Annotated in this window: 19 protein-coding genes and 5 tRNA genes; 17 read left to right on the top strand and 7 right to left on the bottom strand. The window is 41.6% G+C overall.

Annotated features, from left to right (window positions below):
* Positions 1–20: 20 nt before the first annotated feature.
* The 5 genes from ACTJKA_RS16275 to murQ are packed head-to-tail and all read right to left on the bottom strand — an operon-like array spanning position 21 to position 6,491.
* A complete protein-coding gene (locus ACTJKA_RS16275) occupies positions 21–1,940 on the bottom strand; it encodes a glycoside hydrolase family 3 protein (RefSeq protein WP_025206626.1) in 1,920 nt (639 codons plus the stop codon).
* A gap of 13 nt (positions 1,941–1,953) precedes the next feature.
* Entirely contained in the window at positions 1,954–3,309 is a 1,356-nt protein-coding gene (gene pbp4b / locus ACTJKA_RS16270; RefSeq protein ID WP_129548045.1) for a penicillin binding protein PBP4B, read from the bottom strand.
* A gap of 12 nt (positions 3,310–3,321) precedes the next feature.
* Positions 3,322–4,701 carry a PTS transporter subunit EIIC gene (locus ACTJKA_RS16265; protein WP_008344031.1) on the bottom strand — a complete coding sequence of 460 codons (1,380 nt, stop codon included), beginning with the start codon at positions 4,699–4,701 and terminating at the stop codon, positions 3,322–3,324.
* A complete protein-coding gene (locus ACTJKA_RS16260) occupies positions 4,698–5,567 on the bottom strand; it encodes a MurR/RpiR family transcriptional regulator (RefSeq protein WP_007498558.1) in 870 nt (289 codons plus the stop codon). The genes ACTJKA_RS16265 and ACTJKA_RS16260 overlap by 4 nt, the downstream gene beginning before the upstream one ends.
* A gap of 12 nt (positions 5,568–5,579) precedes the next feature.
* On the bottom strand, positions 5,580–6,491 hold the full coding sequence (gene murQ, locus ACTJKA_RS16255; RefSeq protein WP_440607847.1) for an N-acetylmuramic acid 6-phosphate etherase: 912 nt from the start codon (positions 6,489–6,491) through the stop codon (positions 5,580–5,582).
* Positions 6,492–6,711: 220 nt separating this feature from the next.
* Between murQ and ACTJKA_RS16250 the strand changes: the two genes are divergently transcribed.
* From ACTJKA_RS16250 to ACTJKA_RS16190, 13 genes are all read left to right on the top strand, one after another.
* Positions 6,712–6,786: transfer RNA gene (locus tag ACTJKA_RS16250), tRNA-Glu, on the top strand.
* A 6-nt stretch (positions 6,787–6,792) separates the two neighbouring features.
* Positions 6,793–6,868, top strand: a tRNA-Val gene (locus ACTJKA_RS16245).
* Positions 6,869–6,871: 3 nt separating this feature from the next.
* A tRNA-Thr gene (locus tag ACTJKA_RS16240) sits at positions 6,872–6,944 on the top strand.
* Between the two features lie 28 nt (positions 6,945–6,972).
* A tRNA-Tyr gene (locus ACTJKA_RS16235) sits at positions 6,973–7,057 on the top strand.
* Between the two features lie 4 nt (positions 7,058–7,061).
* Positions 7,062–7,133, top strand: a tRNA-Gln gene (locus ACTJKA_RS16230).
* 137 nt (positions 7,134–7,270) lie between these two features.
* On the top strand, positions 7,271–8,182 hold the full coding sequence (gene rocF, locus ACTJKA_RS16225) for an arginase (protein ID WP_039170230.1): 912 nt from the start codon (positions 7,271–7,273) through the stop codon (positions 8,180–8,182).
* A gap of 184 nt (positions 8,183–8,366) precedes the next feature.
* Complete coding sequence (sigW, locus tag ACTJKA_RS16220) at positions 8,367–8,930, top strand: RNA polymerase sigma factor SigW (RefSeq protein WP_336750574.1); 564 nt, start codon at positions 8,367–8,369, stop codon at positions 8,928–8,930.
* A 14-nt stretch (positions 8,931–8,944) separates the two neighbouring features.
* Positions 8,945–9,571, top strand: coding sequence for an anti-sigma-W factor RsiW (gene rsiW / locus ACTJKA_RS16215; RefSeq protein ID WP_008344028.1), 627 nt, complete (start codon positions 8,945–8,947; stop codon positions 9,569–9,571).
* Positions 9,572–9,774: 203 nt separating this feature from the next.
* Positions 9,775–10,596 (top strand): diadenylate cyclase CdaA, encoded by an 822-nt coding sequence (gene cdaA, locus ACTJKA_RS16210; RefSeq protein ID WP_008344027.1) that lies wholly within the window; start codon positions 9,775–9,777, stop codon positions 10,594–10,596.
* Entirely contained in the window at positions 10,589–11,995 is a 1,407-nt protein-coding gene (locus ACTJKA_RS16205) for a CdaR family protein (RefSeq protein ID WP_035704327.1), read from the top strand. The genes cdaA and ACTJKA_RS16205 overlap by 8 nt, the downstream gene beginning before the upstream one ends.
* Before the next feature lie 25 nt (positions 11,996–12,020).
* The gene (glmM, locus tag ACTJKA_RS16200) at positions 12,021–13,367 is read left to right on the top strand and encodes a phosphoglucosamine mutase (RefSeq protein ID WP_008360584.1); all 1,347 of its coding nucleotides are present in this window, start codon (positions 12,021–12,023) and stop codon (positions 13,365–13,367) included.
* A gap of 580 nt (positions 13,368–13,947) precedes the next feature.
* A complete protein-coding gene (gene glmS / locus ACTJKA_RS16195) occupies positions 13,948–15,750 on the top strand; it encodes a glutamine--fructose-6-phosphate transaminase (isomerizing) (protein ID WP_007498541.1) in 1,803 nt (600 codons plus the stop codon).
* A 730-nt stretch (positions 15,751–16,480) separates the two neighbouring features.
* On the top strand, positions 16,481–17,305 hold the full coding sequence (locus ACTJKA_RS16190; protein ID WP_144668373.1) for a hypothetical protein: 825 nt from the start codon (positions 16,481–16,483) through the stop codon (positions 17,303–17,305).
* Positions 17,306–17,356: 51 nt separating this feature from the next.
* Here ACTJKA_RS16190 and ACTJKA_RS16185 read toward each other — a convergent pair whose 3' ends face one another.
* On the bottom strand, positions 17,357–18,589 hold the full coding sequence (locus tag ACTJKA_RS16185; RefSeq protein WP_144668371.1) for a DNA cytosine methyltransferase: 1,233 nt from the start codon (positions 18,587–18,589) through the stop codon (positions 17,357–17,359).
* A 39-nt stretch (positions 18,590–18,628) separates the two neighbouring features.
* Complete coding sequence (locus ACTJKA_RS16180; protein ID WP_144668369.1) at positions 18,629–19,171, bottom strand: tyrosine-type recombinase/integrase; 543 nt, start codon at positions 19,169–19,171, stop codon at positions 18,629–18,631.
* A 417-nt stretch (positions 19,172–19,588) separates the two neighbouring features.
* Between ACTJKA_RS16180 and ACTJKA_RS16175 the strand changes: the two genes are divergently transcribed.
* The 4 genes from ACTJKA_RS16175 (at position 19,589) to ACTJKA_RS16160 (ending at position 21,990) form a co-directional block, all read left to right on the top strand.
* A complete protein-coding gene (locus tag ACTJKA_RS16175; RefSeq protein ID WP_345911787.1) occupies positions 19,589–19,945 on the top strand; it encodes a DUF2200 domain-containing protein in 357 nt (118 codons plus the stop codon).
* A 160-nt stretch (positions 19,946–20,105) separates the two neighbouring features.
* Positions 20,106–20,297, top strand: coding sequence for a PLD nuclease N-terminal domain-containing protein (locus ACTJKA_RS16170; protein ID WP_025206634.1), 192 nt, complete (start codon positions 20,106–20,108; stop codon positions 20,295–20,297).
* A gap of 14 nt (positions 20,298–20,311) precedes the next feature.
* Positions 20,312–21,229, top strand: coding sequence for an ABC transporter ATP-binding protein (locus ACTJKA_RS16165; RefSeq protein WP_440607846.1), 918 nt, complete (start codon positions 20,312–20,314; stop codon positions 21,227–21,229).
* Complete coding sequence (locus ACTJKA_RS16160; RefSeq protein ID WP_440607845.1) at positions 21,226–21,990, top strand: ABC transporter permease; 765 nt, start codon at positions 21,226–21,228, stop codon at positions 21,988–21,990. Before ACTJKA_RS16165 ends, ACTJKA_RS16160 begins: the two co-directional genes overlap by 4 nt.
* Positions 21,991–22,010: the final 20 nt, after the last annotated feature.

Below are 22,010 nucleotides of genomic sequence, written 5' to 3'. Positions count from 1 at the left end.
CTTTTTCAAGAGAATCCCTCCTATTTGATCTGTTTGCCTTTTAAATTGAGTCCATAGCCAAATGGGTAAAGGGTTTGATTAGGATGAGTGACTGATGGGATAGCGACGGGCAATTTCCCTTTAGGTGAGGCAGCTCCAAAAATCACTTCTAGTCCCGCAGGAATATTCGGTTGATTGAATTGTCCGTTTGAGTAGCCTTTAAAACCGTACACAGCTAGTAAGGCGTCGGCTTCCTCGAAATTTGCAGCATCATAAGGGTTTCTAAGACTCATGATGACCAATTTTTTGTTTTGTGCTGCTGCTTCTTTCATGACAGCACGAGGGAAGGCCGTTGCCCATTTTTTCGGATCCTGTACACCGTCATCAATGACGCCATCATTCACAGCCGGGTCATTTTGGACAACGTAAGAGCCGGTAATGACATAGTCAGCATCTTGAATGAGTTTGGCTGTTTCTTTGGAGAAGCTCTTATCTGCAAATGCGTATGATTGGATACGCACAGGTTTGATCTTTTTCTGTTTGATCAGAGATTCAATTGTGACGGACATTGCTTTTGTTTGATCTTCGTATGGTGCCATGAGTACGATTTTGTCATTCTTTTTAGGCTTAAAAGGCAAGGTTTTGTCGTTGTTTTTGAGTAGAGTGATTCCTTCACGTGCCATTTTTTGTTCTGCTTTTCGGTGCGACTTTTGACCAACGAGCTGTGTGGCTTTTTTGATTTTCTTCTCAAGGCTTACTGATTTATTGGCGGAAATGATGCCGCGTTTGATCTTTAATTGAAGGATTTTTTCGACAGATTGATTGATCTGAGATATCGGAATTTCGTTTGTGAGAACTGCTCTTTTTAAAGCATTGAACACATTCTCTAGGTTTTTTTCTGTCTTTAAGGACGTGACAGGTGCTGGCATGAGGGCAATGTCGACGCCTGCTTTAATAGCCATTACCACAGCTTCTTCCTGTCCGAAGTTATCTGCAATCGCTTTCATATTGAGGGCGTCTGTTACAACCACTCCTTGAAAGCCCATGTCTTCTTTTAATAAATTTGTGATGACTTTTTTTGATAAGGTTGCTGGAACCATAATGTCCTCGCCATCTTTTTTGCTTTTATACGTTGTGTCATCAATGGCTGGGAATTGAACATGAGCAGTCATGACCATATCTGCCCCTGCGTTGATTGCTTGTTGAAATGGATACAGCTCCACCTTTTTAAGACGATCTAGATCATGTTCGACAAGCGGAAGACCGTAGTGACTATCAACAGCTGTATCACCATGTCCCGGGAAATGCTTTAATGTGGAAATGGTCTTTTCCTTTTGAAGTCCTTTCATGGTTTGCAGACCAAGTCTTGTGACAAGTTCAGGGTCAGAGCTAAAGGAACGGACACCGATGACGGGGTTATTCGGGTTATTATTTACATCAAGAACAGGAGAGAAATTTGTATTGATACCTAGAGCGTTTAATTCTTTGCCGATGATTTTTCCAGTGTCATAAGCATTTTTCTTACTTCGAGAGGCACCAATCGACATATTTCCTGGGAAATGTGTTCCCTTTTGTAGTCTTGTGACGATTCCGCCTTCTTGATCAATGGAAATGAGTAAAGGAATGTTGGGTGATGCTTGTTGAAATTCATGTGTGAGTTTGACGGTTTGTTTCGTATCAACGACATTTTCTGCAAATAAGATGACACCGCCTAAATGATATTTCTCTACAAGGTGAGAAACTTCTTTATTCATTTTTGTGAAGCCTGTAGGAGCGGATTCACCTTCTGCTTGCCAATTGCGAAAGTCTGGCATGAGCATTTGGCCAATTTTTTCATCCAAGGACATGTCCTGAACCATTTGTTTGGCAGTTGGGAGAGGGGCAGAGCTCACCTTTTCCGTTGGAATGGAAGAGGTGAGCAGGGCCAAAACGAGTGCAGCGGGGAACAGAGCTTTTAACATCGAATTCCTCCTTTTACTTAAAAGATTCGTAGATTGCGGTCATGATGCTTCCATAAGTACCAGTTGGGAAAAGGTCACCTTCAAATTGATTTGGGTTGACTTCAGGTGAAACGACGGGTGAATGTTTTTTATTTGTCAGCAAGACGACGCCTAGATTGTGTTTTGGATCAATCAAAGTCATCGTTCCGGTCCAGCCTGTGTGTCCATACGCTTCTTTACTTGCGTATTTCCCAAACATCCATTCCATGTCAGTATTGCCGTTTTTCCGCCAGCCTAGCCCGTAAGTTGGGTTCGTGTCTGATGATTCCGTAAAGAGATCGATAGAAGCTTGGTCAAAGATGGTTGTTTTCCCATAGCCTCCTTTATTGAGCATCAGCTGAAGCAGTACGGCCATATCTGATGTATTAGAGAAAAGTCCAGCATGTCCGGAGACACCTGCCATTGAGTAATAGGCTTTCTCATCGTGGACTTCACCTAGCAAGGTATACCTGCGAATGTTTTCAAAATCAATGACACCATCTCTTGTATTGCCTAGACGCTCGGTTGCTGCAAAATGCTTTGGCTTGAATCCCTTTTTCAGCGGATTGAACATGGTATGTTTGAGACCAAGCGGTCGATAAATCGTCGACTCTACATATTGGTCAAGTGGCATACCGGTTTTTTTCTCGATGATCATGCCTAACAGCATGTAATCAATATCACTATAAATATGCTGAGTGCCTGGCTTGTATTGCAGGGGCACCTTTGGCAGCCATTTCATGGTTGTTTGTCTATCTTGAGAGAAAAAAGAGCCCGCTTGCTCTTTGCTATAAAATAAAACACTGGAAGGCAGTCCGGCAGAATGGGTGAGAAGATCCTTGACTCGAAGCTGATCTTTGCCGGTTACCTTTGCATCTGGTTCATCTTGAAAGTCAGGCAGGATGGTTTGTATTTTTTCATTTACATCTAGTTTTTGTTCATATACTAGCTTTTGCAGGGCATAGTTGGTGGCATACATTTTTGTATTGGATGCCAAATCGAACAGTGTGTTCTTTTTCATTTTCTTATAGAATTTGAGTTCGGTTGTCCCTTTATATTTTTGTCTGTAGCCATAGGCTTTTTGATGGACGATCTGACCATCCTTGATAATGAAGAGTGCTGCCCCTGGAAATCCTGCTTTGATATCGTTTTGAATCATGTGATCAACCTTCCTAAGCTGCCTAGAAGAAAAACCTACTTGTTCCGGTCGTTTTGCTTTTTTTAAGACGGGATATTCTTCAGGTGCTGTTTTAGACAAAGACGATACAGGATGGGAGCTAGTTGCAAATGTTTGTACTGGTAACCCAAGGAGCATGAACAGACTTGTGATGATGAGAAAATATTTCTTCAAGAGCTAGACCTCCTATTGCTTATTTTCCTCGAATTCAACAGCCATATCATCATGAAATCCAAATAAGTATGTGAAGATAAATCCAGCGACATATGCAATAAAGAGTCCTATTAAGTAAAGTAGCATTTGATGTGTGTGAACGATAAAGGTTAATGGGAGACCTGATACCCCGATTGCTTTAGTGGCGATTTGGAAATAGGCTTGAAATGCTCCGCCGATTCCAGCGCCGAGACAAGCGGTGAGGAAGGGTCTTCCGAGCGGGAGTGTGACACCGAAAATGAGCGGTTCTCCAATTCCAAGCATTCCTGAAGGAAGTCCGCCTGCAATGGCTCTTTTCAGCTTTTTCTTTTTTGTTTTCATATAAATGGCAAAGGCAGCACCGACCTGTCCTGCGCCTCCCATAGCGAGGATTGGCAGAAGCGGGTCATCTCCAATTGAATTAATCAGTTCCATATGAATAGGTGTTAGGCCTTGGTGAAGTCCAGTGACAACAAGAGGAAGGAAGGTCGCACCAAGAACAAATCCGGCAAAAATACCGCCAATGTTTAATAGATAAGTAAGTCCAGAGGTGATGGCATCAGATATAAATCCGCCGACTGGCATGAAGATAACGTACGTGAAAATGCCTGTAATGAGTAGTGTGATGGTTGGTGTGACGATGATATCGAGTGATTGTGGGACGAAGCGTCTGATCCGGGTCTCAACAAGTGCCATAAAAATAGCTGCAAGAAGAACACCGATAAGTCCGCCTCTACCTGGTAGAATATTAGTGCCAAATAACATAATATCAGCGGCAGCTGGGTTAATGATGAGAATACCTGCTAATGCGCCTAATGCAGGAGAGCCACCAAATTCTTTTGCGGCGTTTGTTCCTACTAATATACCGAGATAAGCAAACAAGCCTGAGCCTATAACGGTTAGGATAATCGCAGCTTGAGATTTTTCATCGAGCCAGCCTGCTTGCACGACCGCTTTTGTAATACCGGTTATAAGACCCGATGCAACGAGTGCTGGAATAATGGGAATGAAAATGCTGGCGATCCGCCGTAAGAACAGCTTGAATGGTGTGCGGTTCTTTTGTGAAATGGCTTGTTTGTTTTTCTGTGCTTCGTTGTTTAAGTCATATGAACCTGAGGCATTGAGCAGCTGTTCAAACGCACTTGATACTTGGTTGACAACACCTGTGCCTAAAATGATTTGCAGTGTTTCCGCTTCGACGACGCCAATGACGCCATCGAGTTCTTTGATCGCGGTGGTTTGCACTTTTTCACGATCAATGGGTGTAATTCGGAGACGTGTCATACAATGTGTGTGGGAAGAGATGTTTTCAGAACCACCACAGAGTGAAAGGATTTCTTTCGCCAACTGCTGATATTTTTTTTGATGACTCATGTTGAATCCCCCTTTGTTTTTCGTTTCATGGAGCGGATGGCATGCCTTGTTTTGTCAATATATTGTGCTGTCTGTTCATATTGACGGGAGGCTAAACTGAGGAACAAGACATCGATTAAATAGAGCTGTGCCATTCTAGAGGAAGTGGCAGCACTGCGAAAAGGTGCTTCATTGGAACCGGACGTTGATAGATGAACATCACACAATGCAGAAACGCTTGTATGACCTGGGTGCGTTAAAGCAATGGTTTTTACTTCATTTTCTTTGGCGAGCTGAAGGGCTTGGATGATGTCTAATGTTTCTCCTGAGAAGGATATACCGAACACAATGTCATTCTTTCCAGCATTTGCGATGACCGTAGATGCGATGTGCATGTCAGTGAAGGCTGTGGCTGCATAATTGATTCTGAGAAATTTCTGCTGGGCATCAGCTGCGACGATGCCAGATGCACCCACACCGATAAAATGGATTTGGTTTGCATTCAACAGCAGTTGAACAGCTTTTTCTAAAGCTTCTACATTTAAAATAGAGGCTGTATCTTTGATCGATTGAATGGTGTTTCCTGCTGTCTTTTGAATAATGGATTGAAGTGGTTCATCTTGTTCGATATCCCGGTAGCCTTGTTTATCAGTGTGCATTAAGTCTCCAGCGATCCGCATTTTCAAATCGTGATAGCCATCCAGCCCGAGAGACTTACAGAGGCGGATGACGGCAGAGCTGCTTGCACCGGCAGCCTGACTGATTTCATGCACTGTGCTTTTAATGACTTTGTCAGGATGGGCAAGGATATAGTCTGCAATGATTTTTTCAGATTGGGGAAGCTTTGATTTCATTGTGTGTAGTAGGGTGAGTCCGCCTGCTGACATGAGTTTCCTCCTTTAAGATTGATGACGTAAGATGGCTTTGTCGATGTGACCATCTGCTTTGTTGAGCAGGTCTTTGGCTGTCTTTTTATCTGTTTTGGTTTGGAGCATGACGATGGCTGTTTTAACTTCTAAATCGGCTGCTTCAAGGGCTTTTACGGCTTGTTCGTAGGAAGCATTGGTCACATGCTGAATGATGGTGATGGCGCGTTCTTTTAGTTTATGATTGCTTACTTTTACATCTACCATCAGGTTTTCATATACTTTGCCTTGTCTGATCATGACAGAGGTGGAAAGCATATTTAAAATCATTTTATGAGCGGATGCGGCTTTCATTCGTGTTGACCCAGTGATGACTTCTGGTCCTACAACGACTTCAATGGCGCAGTCTGCTAGTTCGCTAATCTCTGCTTGTTCATTGCAGCTGAGGGCTACTGTTTTTGCTCCAATGGTTCTAGCATAGTTTAAAGCGCCAATGATATAGGGTGTTCTACCGCTCGCCGCGATGCCGACAACTGTATCTTTTGATGTGAGGTGGATGTGTTCTAAATCTTTTTGACCAGCTTCTTCACTGTCTTCCACATCTTCTGCTGCATGTGAAAAGGCAGAGTCGCCACCGGCCATGATGCCTACGATGACATCAGGTGAAATGCTATAGGTAGGTGGACATTCGACCGCATCCATTACCCCAATTCTGCCGCTTGTTCCAGCGCCTAGATAAATGAGTCTGCCCCCATTCGAGATGGATTCAAAGGCAAAGTCACTTGCTGTCTTTACGTCTGGAAGGACACGGTTGACGGCTTGAGCGACCTTCATATCTTCCGCATTGATCATTTGGAGTATTTCTAGCGGGCTTGCTTGTGAAATTCCCATGGTGTTAGGGTTTCTTGATTCTGTTGTCAAAGAACGCAGTTGAGATGGCTGCATGTGACATACCTCCTTATTTCTTCATTTTCAGTATATTGAGTATGACATGAAATTTCAATATTATATTTAAATACCGAAATTATATTTCAGTCAAAATGTTGTGCTGATGAGGGTTGAATAGTTAGAAAATAAAAAAAATAAAAATCCCCTTTACAAAAGGGGGACAACCTGTATATAATAACTTTTGTCAGCTTCACGGAAACAGTAAACTTGACAAACTGGCCCGTTGGTCAAGCGGTTAAGACACCGCCCTTTCACGGCGGTAACACGGGTTCGAATCCCGTACGGGTCACCATGATGTGGAGGATTAGCTCAGCTGGGAGAGCATCTGCCTTACAAGCAGAGGGTCGGCGGTTCGAGCCCGTCATCCTCCACCATATGCCGGTGTAGCTCAACTGGTAGAGCAACTGACTTGTAATCAGTAGGTTGGGGGTTCAAGTCCTCTTGCCGGCACTGTTTTTCTTTTATCAATTCCATATGTGGAGGGGTAGCGAAGTGGCTAAACGCGGCGGACTGTAAATCCGCTCCCTCCGGGTTCGGCGGTTCGAATCCGCCCCCCTCCACCATTTTTGGGCTATAGCCAAGCGGTAAGGCAACGGACTTTGACTCCGTCATGCGTTGGTTCGAATCCAGCTAGCCCAGTTAAGACACCTTTTTTAAAAAGGTGTCTTTTTTTTATTTTGACGATTGGAATGTATAACTATTCAAAATATTGTTGAGTTGAGTCAGAAGGCACCGAGAAAGTAAAATATAAGCATGAACGGAAAGGGGATGTACATATGGGAGATCAAAAGAAGGTCACGATTGTTGGGGTGCCGATGGATCTCGGTCAAATGAGAAGGGGCGTTGATATGGGGCCGAGTGCCATTCGCTGTGCTGGTGTAAAAGAAAAATTGGAATCGCTTTCATTTGATGTCGAAGATCTAGGGGACATTCCCGTTGAGCAAAGGGATGATGAGAAAGGTCTCTATACAAGTGAAAAACTGAAAAACTTAACGGAGAATGCTGGCGCAAACCAGCTTCTTGCTGAAAAGGTTAGCAGTATTGTGCAGTCAGGTTCGTTTCCGCTGATTTTAGGCGGGGATCATAGCATTGCAATTGGTACACTAGCCGGTGTAGCCAAGCATTATGAAAATTTGGGTGTCATTTGGTATGATGCACACGGTGATTTAAATACAGAGGAAACCTCTCCTTCTGGAAATATTCATGGGATGCCGCTTGCTGTCAGTCTCGGATTTGGGCATGCTGATCTAATCAATATTGGCGGTTATACACCTAAAGTAAAGCCTGAGAATGTGATCTTGATTGGTGCTCGTTCTTTAGATGAAGGAGAGCGGGCATTAATTAGAGAAAAAGGCATTAAAGTGTATACGATGCATGAAATAGATCGATTAGGGATGACGAGAGTAATGGAGGAAGCCATTGCGTATTTAAAAGAAAGAACAGATGGTGTTCATTTGTCGCTTGATTTAGACGGCCTTGATCCAGCGGAGTGCCCTGGCGTGGGAACGCCGGTTGCTGGCGGCATCAGTTATAGAGAGAGTCATCTTGCAATGGAGCTTTTAGAGGAAGCAGGTATTTTGACATCTGCTGAGTTTGTTGAGGTGAATCCGGTATTAGATGAGAAAAATAAAACAGCAGAAGCGGCAGTTGCATTAATTGGTTCTTTAATGGGTGAAAAGCTATTATAGAGCGGGACTTGTTCCCGCTTTTTTTTAATTTTGGGGAAATTTAAGGATATGTTAAGGTTTTTACCGGCTGATAAGCGTAACATGCTGTCAAAAATTTGTTACACTATTTTTTAGAGGAGAATGAAACCTTTTGGAACGAGGTTCGTATACATAAAGACCGGTGAAGGCAGAGGTTGAATATACTATGGAAACAATGATTAAAAAGAGAATTAAGCAAGTGAAAAAAGGCGACCAGAACGCATTTGCAGACATCGTAGACCTGTATAAAGACAAAATTTATCAGCTGTGCTACCGTATGCTTGGGAATGCACATGAAGCAGAAGATATTGCGCAGGAGGCGTTTATTCGTGCCTATGTGAATATTGAGAGCTTTGATTTGAATCGTAAGTTTTCCACGTGGCTGTACCGCATTGCAACCAACCTGACCATCGACCGTATTCGTAAAAAAAAGCCGGATTATTATTTAGATGCAGAGGTGGCAGGGACAGAAGGACTGAATATGTATTCTCAAATTGCGGCTGACGGCATTTTGCCAGAGGACGAGGTGGTGTCGCTTGAATTATCGAGCACCATTCAGCAAAAAATTTTAAGATTACCCGATAAATATCGCTCGGTCATCGTATTAAAGTATATTGATGAACTCTCGTTAAAAGAAATTAGTGAGATTCTGAATATACCAGTTGGTACGGTGAAAACGAGAATACACAGGGGTAGAGAGGCTCTCCGGAAACAGTTGAGAGACCTTTGAGTGAGGTGATTTTGATGAGCTGTCAGGAAAAAATCGTCCTGCTTATGCATCAGTATTTAGACGGGGACATAGAGCCCGAAGATGAAAAAGAATTAAAGAGCCATCTGCAATCGTGTGAGGAATGCCGTACTCATTTTCAACAAATTGAGAAATCCATCGCGCTCGTGCAGAGTACATCTCATATAGAAGCACCATCTGATTTTACTGCAAAGGTGATGGCAGGTCTTCCAAAGGAGAAAAAGCGTGTGTCGATTCAAAGATGGATCAAAGCTCATCCGCTAATGGTCGCCGCTGCCCTCTTTGTCATATTGATGGGAGGCAGTCTGTTTACTAGCTGGAATACGGATCATAATTTCAGTGTGTCAAAGCAGCCGAATCTCGTGGTTGAAAATGATACAGTGACGGTACCTAAAGGGGAAACCGTCAAAGGTGATGTCACTGTGAAAAATGGCAAGCTGATTGTAGAAGGCAAGGTTGATGGAAACGTAACAGTCGTCAATGGAGAACAGCTGACTGCTTCTGCCGGACAAGTCACTGGTCAAATCAATGAAATTAATGAAGTGTTTGATTGGGTTTGGTACAAAATGAAGTCTACAGCACAAGATGTGATGCGGGTCATTGGGCCAGAGGAGCAAAAGTAAATCAAACAGTTTGAGAGCAGTCTCTAGGGGACTGCTCTTTTTCTATTGATGGACAGACTTGAATGCCAGCCAGATATGGCAACTATTTTCCTTGCTGAAACAAAATGTGGTATAATAGCCACGCTATGTACTTACACATAGGCTCTTTTTTTATAAAAAATGAATCGAACGAAGAATAACTGAAAATTCTGGAGGACGAGGAAATGGCTTTAGGGGATATTCCTTTTTTGCAGTACCTCGGTAATGCTGTTGATATTCTCGTTGTTTGGTATGTGATATATAAATTAATGATGGTCATCCGCGGAACAAAAGCGGTTCAGCTTTTAAAGGGAATTGTCGTCATTGTTCTCGTCAGGATGGGAAGTGCGTATCTCGGTCTTAACACACTTCAATGGCTGATGGATCAAGCGATTACGTGGGGGTTCCTTGCGATCATTATTATTTTTCAGCCAGAGCTAAGGAGAGCGCTTGAGCAGCTTGGGCGCGGCCGTTTCTTCTCTAGAAGCGGAACACCTGTAGAGGAACAGCAGCAGAAAACGATCGAGGCAATTACAAAAGCAATTAACTATATGGCAAAAAGAAGAATAGGCGCGCTGTTAACGATTGAGCGCGATACTGGAATGAATGATTACATAGAGACCGGAATTCCTTTAAATGCAAAGGTCAGTTCTGAGCTGCTGATTAATATCTTCATTCCGAATACACCGCTTCATGACGGCGCTGTGATTATGAAGCGTGATGAGATTGCAGCTGCAGCGTGTTATTTACCGCTGTCTGAAAGTCCTTTTATCTCTAAGGAGCTCGGTACACGTCACCGCGCGGCAGTTGGTATTAGTGAAGTAACGGACAGTTTAACCGTCATTGTCTCCGAGGAGACAGGCGGCATTAGTGTCGCAAGAAATGGTGATCTCCATCGAGAATTGACAGAAGAAGCGCTTGAAGAAATGCTGATTGCTGAGTTTAGTAAGAACAGCAAAGATGCTTCCTCGACCAAATGGTATTGGAGGGGCAAGAAAAATGGATAAGATTTTGAATAATCGCTGGGCCGTTAAGTTTCTTGCATTGGTCTTCGCTTTATTGCTGTATGGTGCAGTCAATTCAGCGCAAGCGCCCACGCCGAAAAAAATCGGTGAATCCTTTTTCCCAACATCGACAACAGACGAAGCAACCTTAACGGACATACCTGTTAAAGCATATTATGACGACGAAAAGTATGTAGTCACTGGTGTGCCGCAGACAGTCAATGTCACGATTAAAGGATCAACTAGTGCTGTGAAAACAGCAAGGCAAACGAAAAATTTTGAAATTTACGCAGATATGCAAAACCTGACGACAGGTACACATAAAGTCGAATTGAAGGCAAGAGATGTATCGAAAGGAATTACATTAACGATTAATCCGTCTGTGACGACTGTGACGATACAAGAAAAAACGACAGCTGAATTCCCTGTTGAAACTGAATTTTATAATCAAAATAAAATTAAAGACGGCTATTCACCAGAGCAACCTATTGTGAATCCGAAAAATGTCACGGTTACTGGCTCAAAAGACGTGATCGACAAAATTTCTGTCATTAAAGCATTTGTGAACTTAGAGGATGTCGATCAGCAAATTGAGAAAGAAGCGAAGCTCACTGTGTATGATAGCAGCGGGAATGAGCTACCAGTCGAAGTGAGTCCGTCTGTGGTAGATATTACGGTCCCGATTACGAGTCCAAGCAAGAAAGTTCCGTTTAAGATTGAGCGGACGGGCAGCTTGCCAGATGGGATCAGTATCTCAAGCATCGAGACAAGCCCAAGTGAGGTTACAGTCTACGGTTCTCAAAAGGTGCTGGATGCACTTGATTTTATTGACGGCGTTAAGCTCGACCTAAGCAAGATTAAAGATGATACAGAGATTGATGCCGACATTCCACTGCCAGATGGTGTGAAAAAGGTATCACCTGAAACTGTTAAAATCAAAGTGAAGGTTGCAACAGCTGAAGAAAAAAAGATCGATAATGTCCCAATTTCTGTCGTGGGTCTGAGCAAGGATCTTAGCTCTGCATTTGTGAGTCCGTCTTCTGGGCGTCTCACACTAACAGCAAAAGGATCAAAGAGTGCAATTGATAAACTAAAGGCTTCAGATATTGAAGCCTATATCAATGTCGGGGACTTAAACGAAGGAACACATGAGGTCAAAGTACAAGTGAATGGCCCTCAAAATGTGACGTGGACATTATCTAGATCGAAGGTCAAAGTGAAACTGACTTCTACTGATACAGAAGATCAGCCGGCTTCTACGAATGATCGGAAAGATCAATCATCCGATGATGATCAGGAAGAGAAGAGTCAAAAGGAATCAACACAAGATAAAGCAAAAAAAGAATCGAGTCAAAGACAGCGGGTCAAAGAAGATAACAAAGAGGACGCAGCGTCCTCTTGAATGGTAAAAAAGGAGCGATTGAAACATGGGCAAGTACTTTGGAACTGATGGTGTAAGGGGTGTGGCTAATAGCGAATTAACGCCAGAGCTCGCATTTAAAATTGGGAGATTTGGCGGCTATGTGCTCACGAAGGATAAAGAACGTCCAAAGGTACTCGTTGGACGAGACACGCGTGTATCTGGTCATATGTTAGAAGGAGCACTCGTAGCAGGCTTACTTTCAATTGGGGCTGAAGTCATGCGTTTAGGTGTGATCTCAACACCTGGTGTGTCTTATTTAACGAAGGCAATGGATGCAGAAGCAGGTGTTATGATTTCAGCTTCGCATAACCCAGTTCAAGACAACGGAATTAAATTTTTCGGCGGTGACGGTTTTAAACTGTCAGATGAACAGGAAAATGAAATTGAGCAGCTAATGGATCAGCCAGTTGATCAACTGCCACGTCCGGTTGGCGCCGATCTTGGAACCGTGAATGACTACTTTGAAGGCGGACAGAAGTACTTGCAATTCTTGAAGCAGACAGCGGACGAGGATTTCACAGGTATTCACGTAGCGCTTGACTGTGCACATGGTGCAACCTCTTCTCTTGCAACACATTTATTTGCGGATTTAGATGCGGATGTGTCAACAATGGGAACATCACCAAACGGATTGAATATCAACGATGGCGTAGGTTCTACTCATCCAGAGGCACTTTCTGCTTTTGTGAAAGAAAAAGGAGCGGATATTGGTCTTGCGTTTGATGGTGACGGCGACCGCTTAATTGCAGTCGATGAAAAAGGTGATATTGTAGACGGCGATCAAATTATGTACATATGTGCACGTTATCTAAAGGGTGAAGGCCGATTGAAGGATGACACGGTCGTGTCAACGGTCATGAGTAACCTTGGTTTCTATAAAGCGCTTGAGAAGCAAGGCATTAAGAGCATTCAAACCGCTGTTGGTGACCGCTATGTGGTCGAAGCGATGAAAAAGGATGGCTATAATGTCGGAGGCGAGCAGTCAGGCCACTTGATCTTCCTTGATTATAATACGACAGGTGATGGCATGCTTTCAGCAATCATGCTGGTGAATACACTAAAAGCAACAGGAAAAACATTATCAGAGCTTGCAGCTGAAATGGAGAAATTCCCGCAACTTCTAGTGAATGTGAAGGTATCCGATAAGTATAAAGTGGAAGAAAATGAAAAAGTAAAAGCTGTGATCCAAGAGGTTGAAAAAGAGATGAACGGTGACGGACGCATCCTTGTGCGTCCATCAGGAACAGAGCCGCTTGTACGTGTCATGGCAGAGGCGAAAACAAAAGAGCTATGTGATGAATACGTGGCTCGCATTACGGCTGTTGTCAAAGAAGAAATGGGTATTGAGTAATTGATGTAAAGCAAATCGCAAAGCAGCGGTTTGCTTTTTTTTCGAATAAACGTCATAAGAGGAAAGTTCTATACGAATGATATAAGCGAGGGCAATTTGCTGCTTGCTTTCATACATAAGAGAGCACATCAAAGGTAGAACGTGACAAGCCTCATCGCATATAGTGTAGGGAGGTCTCACTTTCTCACATGAAAGGGATCACCCGCTAAATTGTGATTGACGGAGGTCAGACCTTATAGTACAATCATCCTTGTGTTACTGGATTTTTATTCTAGCAGGAAAGGCAGGGTAGATGTTCAGCCACTCTTATAATTATAGCGCCCGAACTAAGCGATCGAACGAGACAGATGCTTAGTTGACGAGGATGGAGGTTATCGAATTTTTCGGCGGATGCCTCCCGGCTGATCAAATATAGAGATCACAGCCGTAAGTGTTTCTTTAAAGCAAAGAGGTGACTCTTTGTACAAAGGGAATACACATGATCTCCCAAAATAAACATGTAGAGAGGGACGAAGAAATGTCCCTTCTATTTTAGTAGGCTTTCTTTGTCCCTTTCACATGATCGGGAGGAAGAATATTTATGTGTGGAATCGTAGGTTATATTGGTCAGAATGATGCGAAGGAAATCTTATTAAAAGGTTTAGAGAAGCTTGAGTACCGTGGGTATGACTCAGCAGGTATCGCTGTGGCAAACGAAGATGGCGTGCATGTGTTTAAAGAAAAAGGACGTATCGCTGAGCTTCGTGAAGTCGTTGATGCAAACGTGGCATCTTCAGCAGGAATTGGACATACACGCTGGGCAACACACGGTGTACCAAGCCATCTAAATGCGCATCCGCATCAAAGTGCTTCTGGCCGTTTTACGCTTGTTCATAACGGTGTCATCGAGAACTATGTACAATTGACACGTGAATATTTACAAGACGTCACACTAAAAAGCGACACAGATACAGAGGTTGTTGTTCAAGTCATCGAACAATTTGTGAACAGAGGTCTTGATACAGAGGAAGCTTTCCGTCAAACGCTTCTTCAACTAAAAGGCTCTTACGCAATTGCCCTTTTCGATAACGAAAACAAAGAAACAATCTATGTGGCGAAAAACAAAAGCCCATTATTGGTTGGTTTCGGAGAAGATTTCAACGTTGTGGCTTCTGACGCAATGGCGATGCTTCAAGTAACAAACGAATATGCGGAATTAATGGATAAAGAAATGGTCATTGTTACTAAAGACGAGGTTATTATTAAAAACCTTGACGGTGATATCATGACACGTCCTTCTTATATCGCTGAGCTAGATGCAAGCGATATTGAGAAAGGCACATATCCTCACTACATGTTAAAAGAAACGGATGAACAGCCGCTAGTGATGCGCAAAATCATCCAAGAATATCAAGACGAAAACGGCAAGCTGTCAGTCGCTGGCGATATCGCAAGCGCAGTAGCAGAAGCAGACCGCATTTATATTGTGGCTTGCGGAACGAGCTACCATGCTGGACTTGTTGGTAAACAATACATTGAAGACTGGGCAAAAGTACCTGTAGAAGTTCATGTAGCAAGTGAATTCTCTTACAACATGCCGCTTCTATCTAAAAAACCGTTGTTCATCTTCCTTTCTCAATCTGGGGAGACTGCGGACAGCCGTGCTGTACTTGTTCAAGTCAAAGAACTTGGTCATAAAGCATTAACGATCACAAACGTACCAGGATCTACGCTTTCTCGTGAAGCAGACTTCACATTGCTTCTTCATGCAGGACCAGAAATCGCAGTGGCTTCAACAAAAGCCTACACAGCACAAATCGCTGTTCTTGCGATCCTTGCATCTGTTGCAGCTGAATTAAATGGTCAATCTCTTGACTTTGATCTTGTGAAAGAGCTTGGGATTGTAGCAAACGCAATGGAAGCCCTTGTCGATCAAAAGGATGAAATGGAACAAATCGCTCGTGATTTCTTCACAGTGACACGTAACGCATTCTTTATCGGAAGAGGACTTGACTACTATGTGTGCCTTGAAGGTTCACTAAAATTAAAAGAGATCTCTTACATCCAAGCAGAAGGATTTGCTGGCGGAGAACTCAAACACGGCACGATTGCTTTAATTGAAGAAGGCACACCGGTCATTGCCCTTGCCACGCAAGAGCATGTGAACCTCAGCATTCGCGGTAACGTCAAAGAAGTCGTTGCACGCGGCGCAAACCCATGTGTCATCTCACTAAAAGGCCTAGAAGACGAAGGCGATCGTTTCGTCCTTCCAGCTGTACACCCAGCACTTGCACCACTTGCATCTGTTGTTCCATTACAGCTAATCGCTTACTACGCAGCCCTTCACCGCGGGTGTGATGTGGATAAACCACGTAACCTTGCGAAGAGTGTGACGGTGGAGTAGGGAAGTTTTAGAGCAATTCATTCTCTAGCCAGAATAAACTGTACTCTTGGTCAAATAAAACGTTCCCTTAACACGAGCGAAAATTGGAATCACCACGTCCGATTTTCGCTCGTGTTTTTTGTTGTATGAAAAGAGTGAGTAAAGATTTTTTTGGAAAAGAAGGCGGTAAATACGAAATGGTCGCAAATTATTGATTAATGGAAATATAGGAGCATTCATTAATTGTAGTAGTCAAACTACAATATTCGGTAGTGCAAGTTCAATAATCAATTGGAGCAGAGAGGTGAGATAATAGTAATTTTAAAGCCATTATTTATAAACAGTGGACGATTGTTCACTTAAGTACAGGCAAGGTCCACAAAAAAAGATTGTAGAATAAGAAAATAAGTATGATAGCTAATATTCATTCCTGAATCACTCGAAAATCATGGTCAAGAAATTGAATTAATTAAAAGAAAGAGGGGAGTGAGAAGATGAGTGGAAACAAGTACAGTATACGGAATTGGACGATGCTTTATCAAAAACGATGAGCTGTGGATTATCAAGACATGTTCAAAATAATTAAGAAGAATTTGTAATATATATGTGAGTATTTTTTATTTTGTTCATCTTCTAAAGGTTTGTTCATTTAATAATTTATAGTGAAATGCTTTTTTTTCCTCAGTAATGGATGTTAGTATATACCTAATGACAAATAGACTATTTGCCAAAATAATAGGAGGAGAATTAATTGTCTAAAATAACTGACCAGTTTGAACACGATATTGTTCAATCCATACGAGATAGTTCAACAATACCTTTTAATATACCACAGTGGATGGAGGATATAGGAGTACGACCTGGTGCAAGAATTATTGAAGTGAAAAGAGTTGGGGGTTCAGGTTCTAAAACTGATGTCATTATCCAATTAGAGAACTCTGAGCCAATCAAAATATCAGCAAAACTCAGTAGTGCTGATTATTTCGGGAATTGGTATTCTCATAAACGAGTGATTGGAGAGTTTGGAGAAGAAGCATTTAATAGACTGACTTTAGACTGCACTGAATGGTCTAATTGGTGGAGAGACCATCCATCAGCTTCTCTGTATGTTGGTGTAAGTATCTGTTTCGGAAAACGTTCTGGTAATACTGCGAAAGAGTTTACAGAAGTCTTTACATATGAAGATATTTTAACTGTGGTGGCAGGGTTTGGTTCAGGGCTTCATGTTGCTAATTGCTTATACGTTTCAGAAAGATCACCACAAAATATTAATGAATTGTTTTCAAACCTAGAGCCAATCAATGAAGAGGTAATTTTGCGTTTAAGTAGAAATTTTAAAATTATTTATCGACCGATTAATCCTTTGACTGAAGGAACTAATAGAGGAAAAGGCATATATACTCAGTTTAAACCTTATAATCGTCTCCCACAAATGACAACAGTGACAACTTTATCTCAGTTAAACCAATTAGGTGAATATGTTAAGGTCAGTCCTAACGCTCTGAATCATAATAGACTATTAAAAGAATTAAAGAGTGATTACAATATTTACATACCAGTTAAAGAAGAGCTTTAAAATTAAATATGGCCATTTGAGATTTGAATATCAAATCTCAAATGGTCACTCTTATTTGTTTTCATATAACCAGTTAGCAATTGGCTTTGCAATGGCACGAGCTAACTGAACAGGAACTGCATTGCCGATTTGTTTGTATATCTTATCTAAACGTCCATTTACAGACATCTTATCATTATTACCGTCACTAAATTCATACCAATCAGGAAAAGTTTGAATTCTTGCTATTTCTTTGACCGATAACCTGCGATTGTTTTCTTCACCATCAAGAAAAGTCCATTTATTTTTTTCAACTTTTTTCATAGGGAGACCACCAGGATGTATTGGAGCTTGTCTGCCAGAAGCCTGGATAGTAAAACTCTGTTCTTCCCAATTTTTCTTACGGTTACGACTCATAAAGATTGAAGAGTAGGACCCTGTAAAGTAAGGACCAGGGTTATTCTCCAAATCACCAATGGCTTCCCTCAATGTAACGTATGGTTGTAAGAACAAATCAGAATTTGGACCGTGTGTAGGTTCTGGGAATTCATATTCATAATCAATATCTTCTCTAACACCTACTAAAAATACCCTTTCTCGCACTTGCGGGACTCCATAATCTCTTGAATTAACAAGTTTATGATAAACTCGATATCCTGCGGCCTCAAAGTCTTCTTTAATTTGTCTAAATACCTCTCCTTTACCTAGAGTCAGCATCCCTTTAACGTTCTCTGCTATAAAAAATTTTGGTTTTGTTTGTATTAAACAACGAATATAATGGATGTATAAAAAGTTTCTTGGGTCATCCACGAGGCGAGGTCCAGCCTCTGAAAAGCCAGGGCAAGGAAATCCCCCGAGAACAATATCCCCAGTTGGGAATTGTTTTACCTTTTTTATATCTTTATTATGTGTGTAGGTTGAATCAGGAAAGTTTTTTTTGTATGTTTCTAATGCTTCTTTGAAAAAATCATTAGAATATAAATGATGAAATAGACCATTCGCACGTACCATCTCAAACTTTTCCTTGTTTTCAAATGACTCATTAGTATTCTCTTCTCCTATAATTACATCAAGCCCTGCTAATTCTATCCCCAAATCTAAACCACCAGCTCCACAGAAAAGTGAAACTATATTGAATTTGTCAGTAGCATACATTAAGTCCTCGAGTTGATAACTATCTGGTTCATCATTAACATTTTGTGTTTCTTCAGCTATTTTTTCATACAATATAGCTTTTACTTCATCTATTTTATAATTTGGGGCAGGTTTAAATTTACCTCTTCCTCGTTCTTGTAACTTTATCATTATATGAATCCTCCATTACTAGTTAAACTATTAACTAAATTACTTTAATTTATCTTCAATTTCATCTTCTATAACTCCAATATACAATTTAGTAATTCGTATAGAAGGGTGAGAAAAAAATTCTTGAAGTGCTGCAATATCTTTGTGTTTTTGATAATGATGATAACCGAACGTTTTTCTGAGTGTTCTGGACCCGACATGCTCAATACCTGCAATCTTAGATGCTTTTTGTAGCACCCGATAAGCTTGCGTTAAAGTGATTGGTTCTAATCCCTTTCGAGAAGGAAATAAAAGCTCTCTATAACTCATGAGAGAGGTGTATTCATCTATCTCTTTCTTTAAACACTTATTTACATGGATTGACCGAAGTTTGCCTGTTTTTTTTTCCTTAATAACTATATGTTTTTTATCTCTTATATCTTTGACTGTTAGAGGAAGTATATCGCTAATTCTAAAGCCTGTATTGATACCCAAAACAAATAAAAAATAGTCTCTATAGGAGCAGTATCTAATCAGAGAGTTTTTCATTTTCTGTATGTCCTCTATTGAACGTAGTGGTTGAACATTATTTACTTTTACCATTACTATCATCCTTTTGAATAAAACTATACATTCAATGTATCATTTTTCCTTAATTTTGTCTACATATTATGAGATACTATATATCTACATTATAGAACTTTATCGTGTTTTTAGAGATGCACATTTATAAGGGGGGATGTCATTTTTATCGGTACTTAAAAAAAGAAAAATGGGGAATTATTTTTTTCTTAATCGTTTATATCGCATTGTTTATAAGCTCTTTTTTGTTGATTTGTGGTCCTACTACCGTTGAAGGACCGATTTGTGTATTTCTAAGACTCTGTTTCGTTCAATTTCTTAAATATAGGTCTTTTAAAAAAGATGCAGGTAATAAAAAGGGAATAGGCATACTAAGAGAGCGGCACCTAGAGAAGGTAATACAGCTTGAATATTCAAAAATGAAAGAGAGAAGAACACATGACCAACCCCGAAATTTACACAATGAGCTTCGCAAAAGTCTATCCTCTCTACATCGCAAAGGCAGAGAGAAAGGGTCGAAAGAAGGCTGAAGTCGATACGATTATTTGTTGGTTAACGGGGTACAGTCCAGCAGAGTTACAGGAGCAGTTGGACAAGCAGATAGACATTGAAAGCTTCTTTGCCGAGGCTCCTGAGCTTCATCCTTCCCGCAGTTTAATCAAAGGAGTCATCTGTGGTGTTCGGGTAGAGGACATTGAGGAAGAAACGATGAAAAATATTCGGTATCTAGATAAGCTGATTGATGAGTTAGCAAAAGGAAAGACGATGGAAAAGATTTTGCGAGATTCGTCATGATCATCACAAGCAAGCCCAGTGAATAATCTTCACTGGGCTTTTTTATATTTATAGACCATTCGACCAATAAAAATAAAATCCATTTGAACGAATTCTCTCTTCATGTCGTCAAAAGAAGTAATACCAAAACAAATTGGTGTTTGGAAAGGGAGTGGTGTGGATGGATATGAAGATGATTTTACCTCTTATTTTTCTGCAAGCGATTTTAATGGTGATTGGTTTGTTTGATTTGTTGAAAAGAGATCCATCGAGGATTAGGGGAGAAGTGAAGTGGGTTTGGGCTTTGGTGATTGTATTTGTGGCGAGTGCTGGTCCTATTGCGTATTTCATTTTTGGTCGTAAACAATCTTAGTAGGGGGGATTCGCTTGAATATGTTGGAGTGTCAAGGCCTGACGAAATCGTATGGACGGCATGAAGTGTTAAAAGATGTCTCGTTTTCTGTTGGGGAGGTTGGATGTGTTGGCTTTTTAGGAGCCAATGGAGCGGGAAAGACAACGACGATCCGGATTTTGACGGGGCTTGCTCGTCCTACGTCTGGCATTGTGAAGGTGGCAGGTTTTGATGTCACAAAGGACATGGATCAAATCAGTCAGGTGATTGGGTACTGTCCGCAGCATCCTGCATTTTATCAAGATATGACGGGGCAGGAGTGGATGCATTGGGTTGGCGGGTTATTTCATTTAGAGAAAAACACCATTCGTTCCAAAACAGAGGAGCTGTTGAAGCTTTGCCGTGTGTATGAGGCGAAGGATCGCGTTATTGGCAGCTATAGTGGAGGCATGAAGCAGAGACTTGCCATTGCGCAGGCACTGATCAATAGCCCACAGGTTCTGATCCTAGATGAGCCTGTGTCGGCACTTGATCCCATGGGGAGAAAAGACGTCCTGACTTTGATTGAGCGTCTAAAGCATGAGATGCTGATCTTTATGTCGACCCATATTTTAGATGACATTGAACGTGTGGCGGATCATATTATCATGATCAACAGCGGCAAAATTGAGATGTCCTCTTCGATGAAACAGATCAAAGAAGACTATATCCAGCCCGTGATTGAATTTCAATTAGAACAACAGAATACGAAACTAGTGGCTTTGTTAAAAGAACGGGATTGGGTGGAGGGATGTATGGAGACAGGAGGCACTTATCAGGTGCGAGTCAAAGATCAACATACGGCATTGGAGGAGCTGCCGGGTCTCATCACTGAAACTGGCGGTGTTCTTCTCCAATATCGACTATCTAAGCTAACGCTTGAAGATATTTTCATGAAGGTTGTGACGGCATGATGATGTTGAAAAAGGAATTTAGGGAGTTATTCACTAGTTATAAAATCTTATTTGTGCCGATCATTTTTACGATTTTAATGATTACACAGCCTATTACGCTCAAAATGCTGCCGGACCTTTTATCGAAATCGGCTAATTTACCTGAAGGGTCTACATTTTATATACCAGAGCCTAGTACTGGAGAAGCTTTAGCCAGTGCATTGAGTAAATTTGATTCACTCGGCGTGTTTATCCTCATTATGATCGTGATGGGGACGATTGCTGGAGAGCGTGGCTCTGGGGTGACGGCGATGATTATGGTGAAACCGATCAGTCGAATGAGTTATTATGCCTCAAAAATATGTGCCTATGCCTGTTTAACGTTGTTTAGTTTGATAGTGGCGGTGCTTGCTTCCGTTTATTATGTGGACATCCAATTTGGGCATGTGGATTGGGGCGATGTGTTAAAAGGAACGCTTTTGTATTATCCGAACCTACTGCTCATTGTAGTATCGACCATTTGTGCATCGGCGTTCTTTAAGCGTTCAGTGACTGCGGGCGGCGTTTCCCTTTTGATCAACCTCATCCTGTTTACCGTTCCTTCGTTTTATGAGGATACATTAGGGAAGTTTGCACCTAAAGGCGTCACAAGTGCGGCTGAGGAGATGATTCATAGAGGGACTTATTCGGATCAGGCACTCACAAGCTTTCTAGGTGTATCGGTATTGATTGGTTTCTTTTTTCTCATCGGATGGTTTCTTTTTAGAAAACAAGAATTATAGCATGATGTACCCTTTAGATA

Source organism: Bacillus sp. 22190 (assembly GCF_052045575.1).
In the GTDB taxonomy this organism is placed as follows: Bacteria; Bacillota; Bacilli; order Bacillales; family Bacillaceae; genus Bacillus; species Bacillus altitudinis.
Note: the sequence above shows the minus strand (reverse complement) of the source record. Positions and strands in the feature narration are given on the sequence as shown.

What these genes read in the sequence shown, in the direction of transcription:
- ACTJKA_RS16275 (WP_025206626.1), bottom strand. Translation starts at nt 1,940, where the DNA reads ATGTTAAAAGCTCTGTTCCCCGCTGCACTCGTTTTGGCCCTGCTCACC.
- ACTJKA_RS16265 (WP_008344031.1), bottom strand. Translation starts at nt 4,701, where the DNA reads ATGAGTCATCAAAAAAAATATCAGCAGTTGGCGAAAGAAATCCTTTCA.
- ACTJKA_RS16260 (WP_007498558.1), bottom strand. Translation starts at nt 5,567, where the DNA reads ATGTCAGCAGGCGGACTCACCCTACTACACACAATGAAATCAAAGCTT.
- murQ (WP_440607847.1), bottom strand. Translation starts at nt 6,491, where the DNA reads ATGCAGCCATCTCAACTGCGTTCTTTGACAACAGAATCAAGAAACCCT.
- rocF (WP_039170230.1), top strand. Translation starts at nt 7,271, where the DNA reads ATGGGAGATCAAAAGAAGGTCACGATTGTTGGGGTGCCGATGGATCTC.
- sigW (WP_336750574.1), top strand. Translation starts at nt 8,367, where the DNA reads ATGGAAACAATGATTAAAAAGAGAATTAAGCAAGTGAAAAAAGGCGAC.
- rsiW (WP_008344028.1), top strand. Translation starts at nt 8,945, where the DNA reads ATGAGCTGTCAGGAAAAAATCGTCCTGCTTATGCATCAGTATTTAGAC.
- cdaA (WP_008344027.1), top strand. Translation starts at nt 9,775, where the DNA reads ATGGCTTTAGGGGATATTCCTTTTTTGCAGTACCTCGGTAATGCTGTT.
- ACTJKA_RS16205 (WP_035704327.1), top strand. Translation starts at nt 10,589, where the DNA reads ATGGATAAGATTTTGAATAATCGCTGGGCCGTTAAGTTTCTTGCATTG.
- glmM (WP_008360584.1), top strand. Translation starts at nt 12,021, where the DNA reads ATGGGCAAGTACTTTGGAACTGATGGTGTAAGGGGTGTGGCTAATAGC.
- glmS (WP_007498541.1), top strand. Translation starts at nt 13,948, where the DNA reads ATGTGTGGAATCGTAGGTTATATTGGTCAGAATGATGCGAAGGAAATC.
- ACTJKA_RS16185 (WP_144668371.1), bottom strand. Translation starts at nt 18,589, where the DNA reads ATGATAAAGTTACAAGAACGAGGAAGAGGTAAATTTAAACCTGCCCCA.
- ACTJKA_RS16180 (WP_144668369.1), bottom strand. Translation starts at nt 19,171, where the DNA reads ATGGTAAAAGTAAATAATGTTCAACCACTACGTTCAATAGAGGACATA.
- ACTJKA_RS16175 (WP_345911787.1), top strand. Translation starts at nt 19,589, where the DNA reads ATGACCAACCCCGAAATTTACACAATGAGCTTCGCAAAAGTCTATCCT.
- ACTJKA_RS16170 (WP_025206634.1), top strand. Translation starts at nt 20,106, where the DNA reads ATGGATATGAAGATGATTTTACCTCTTATTTTTCTGCAAGCGATTTTA.
- ACTJKA_RS16160 (WP_440607845.1), top strand. Translation starts at nt 21,226, where the DNA reads ATGATGATGTTGAAAAAGGAATTTAGGGAGTTATTCACTAGTTATAAA.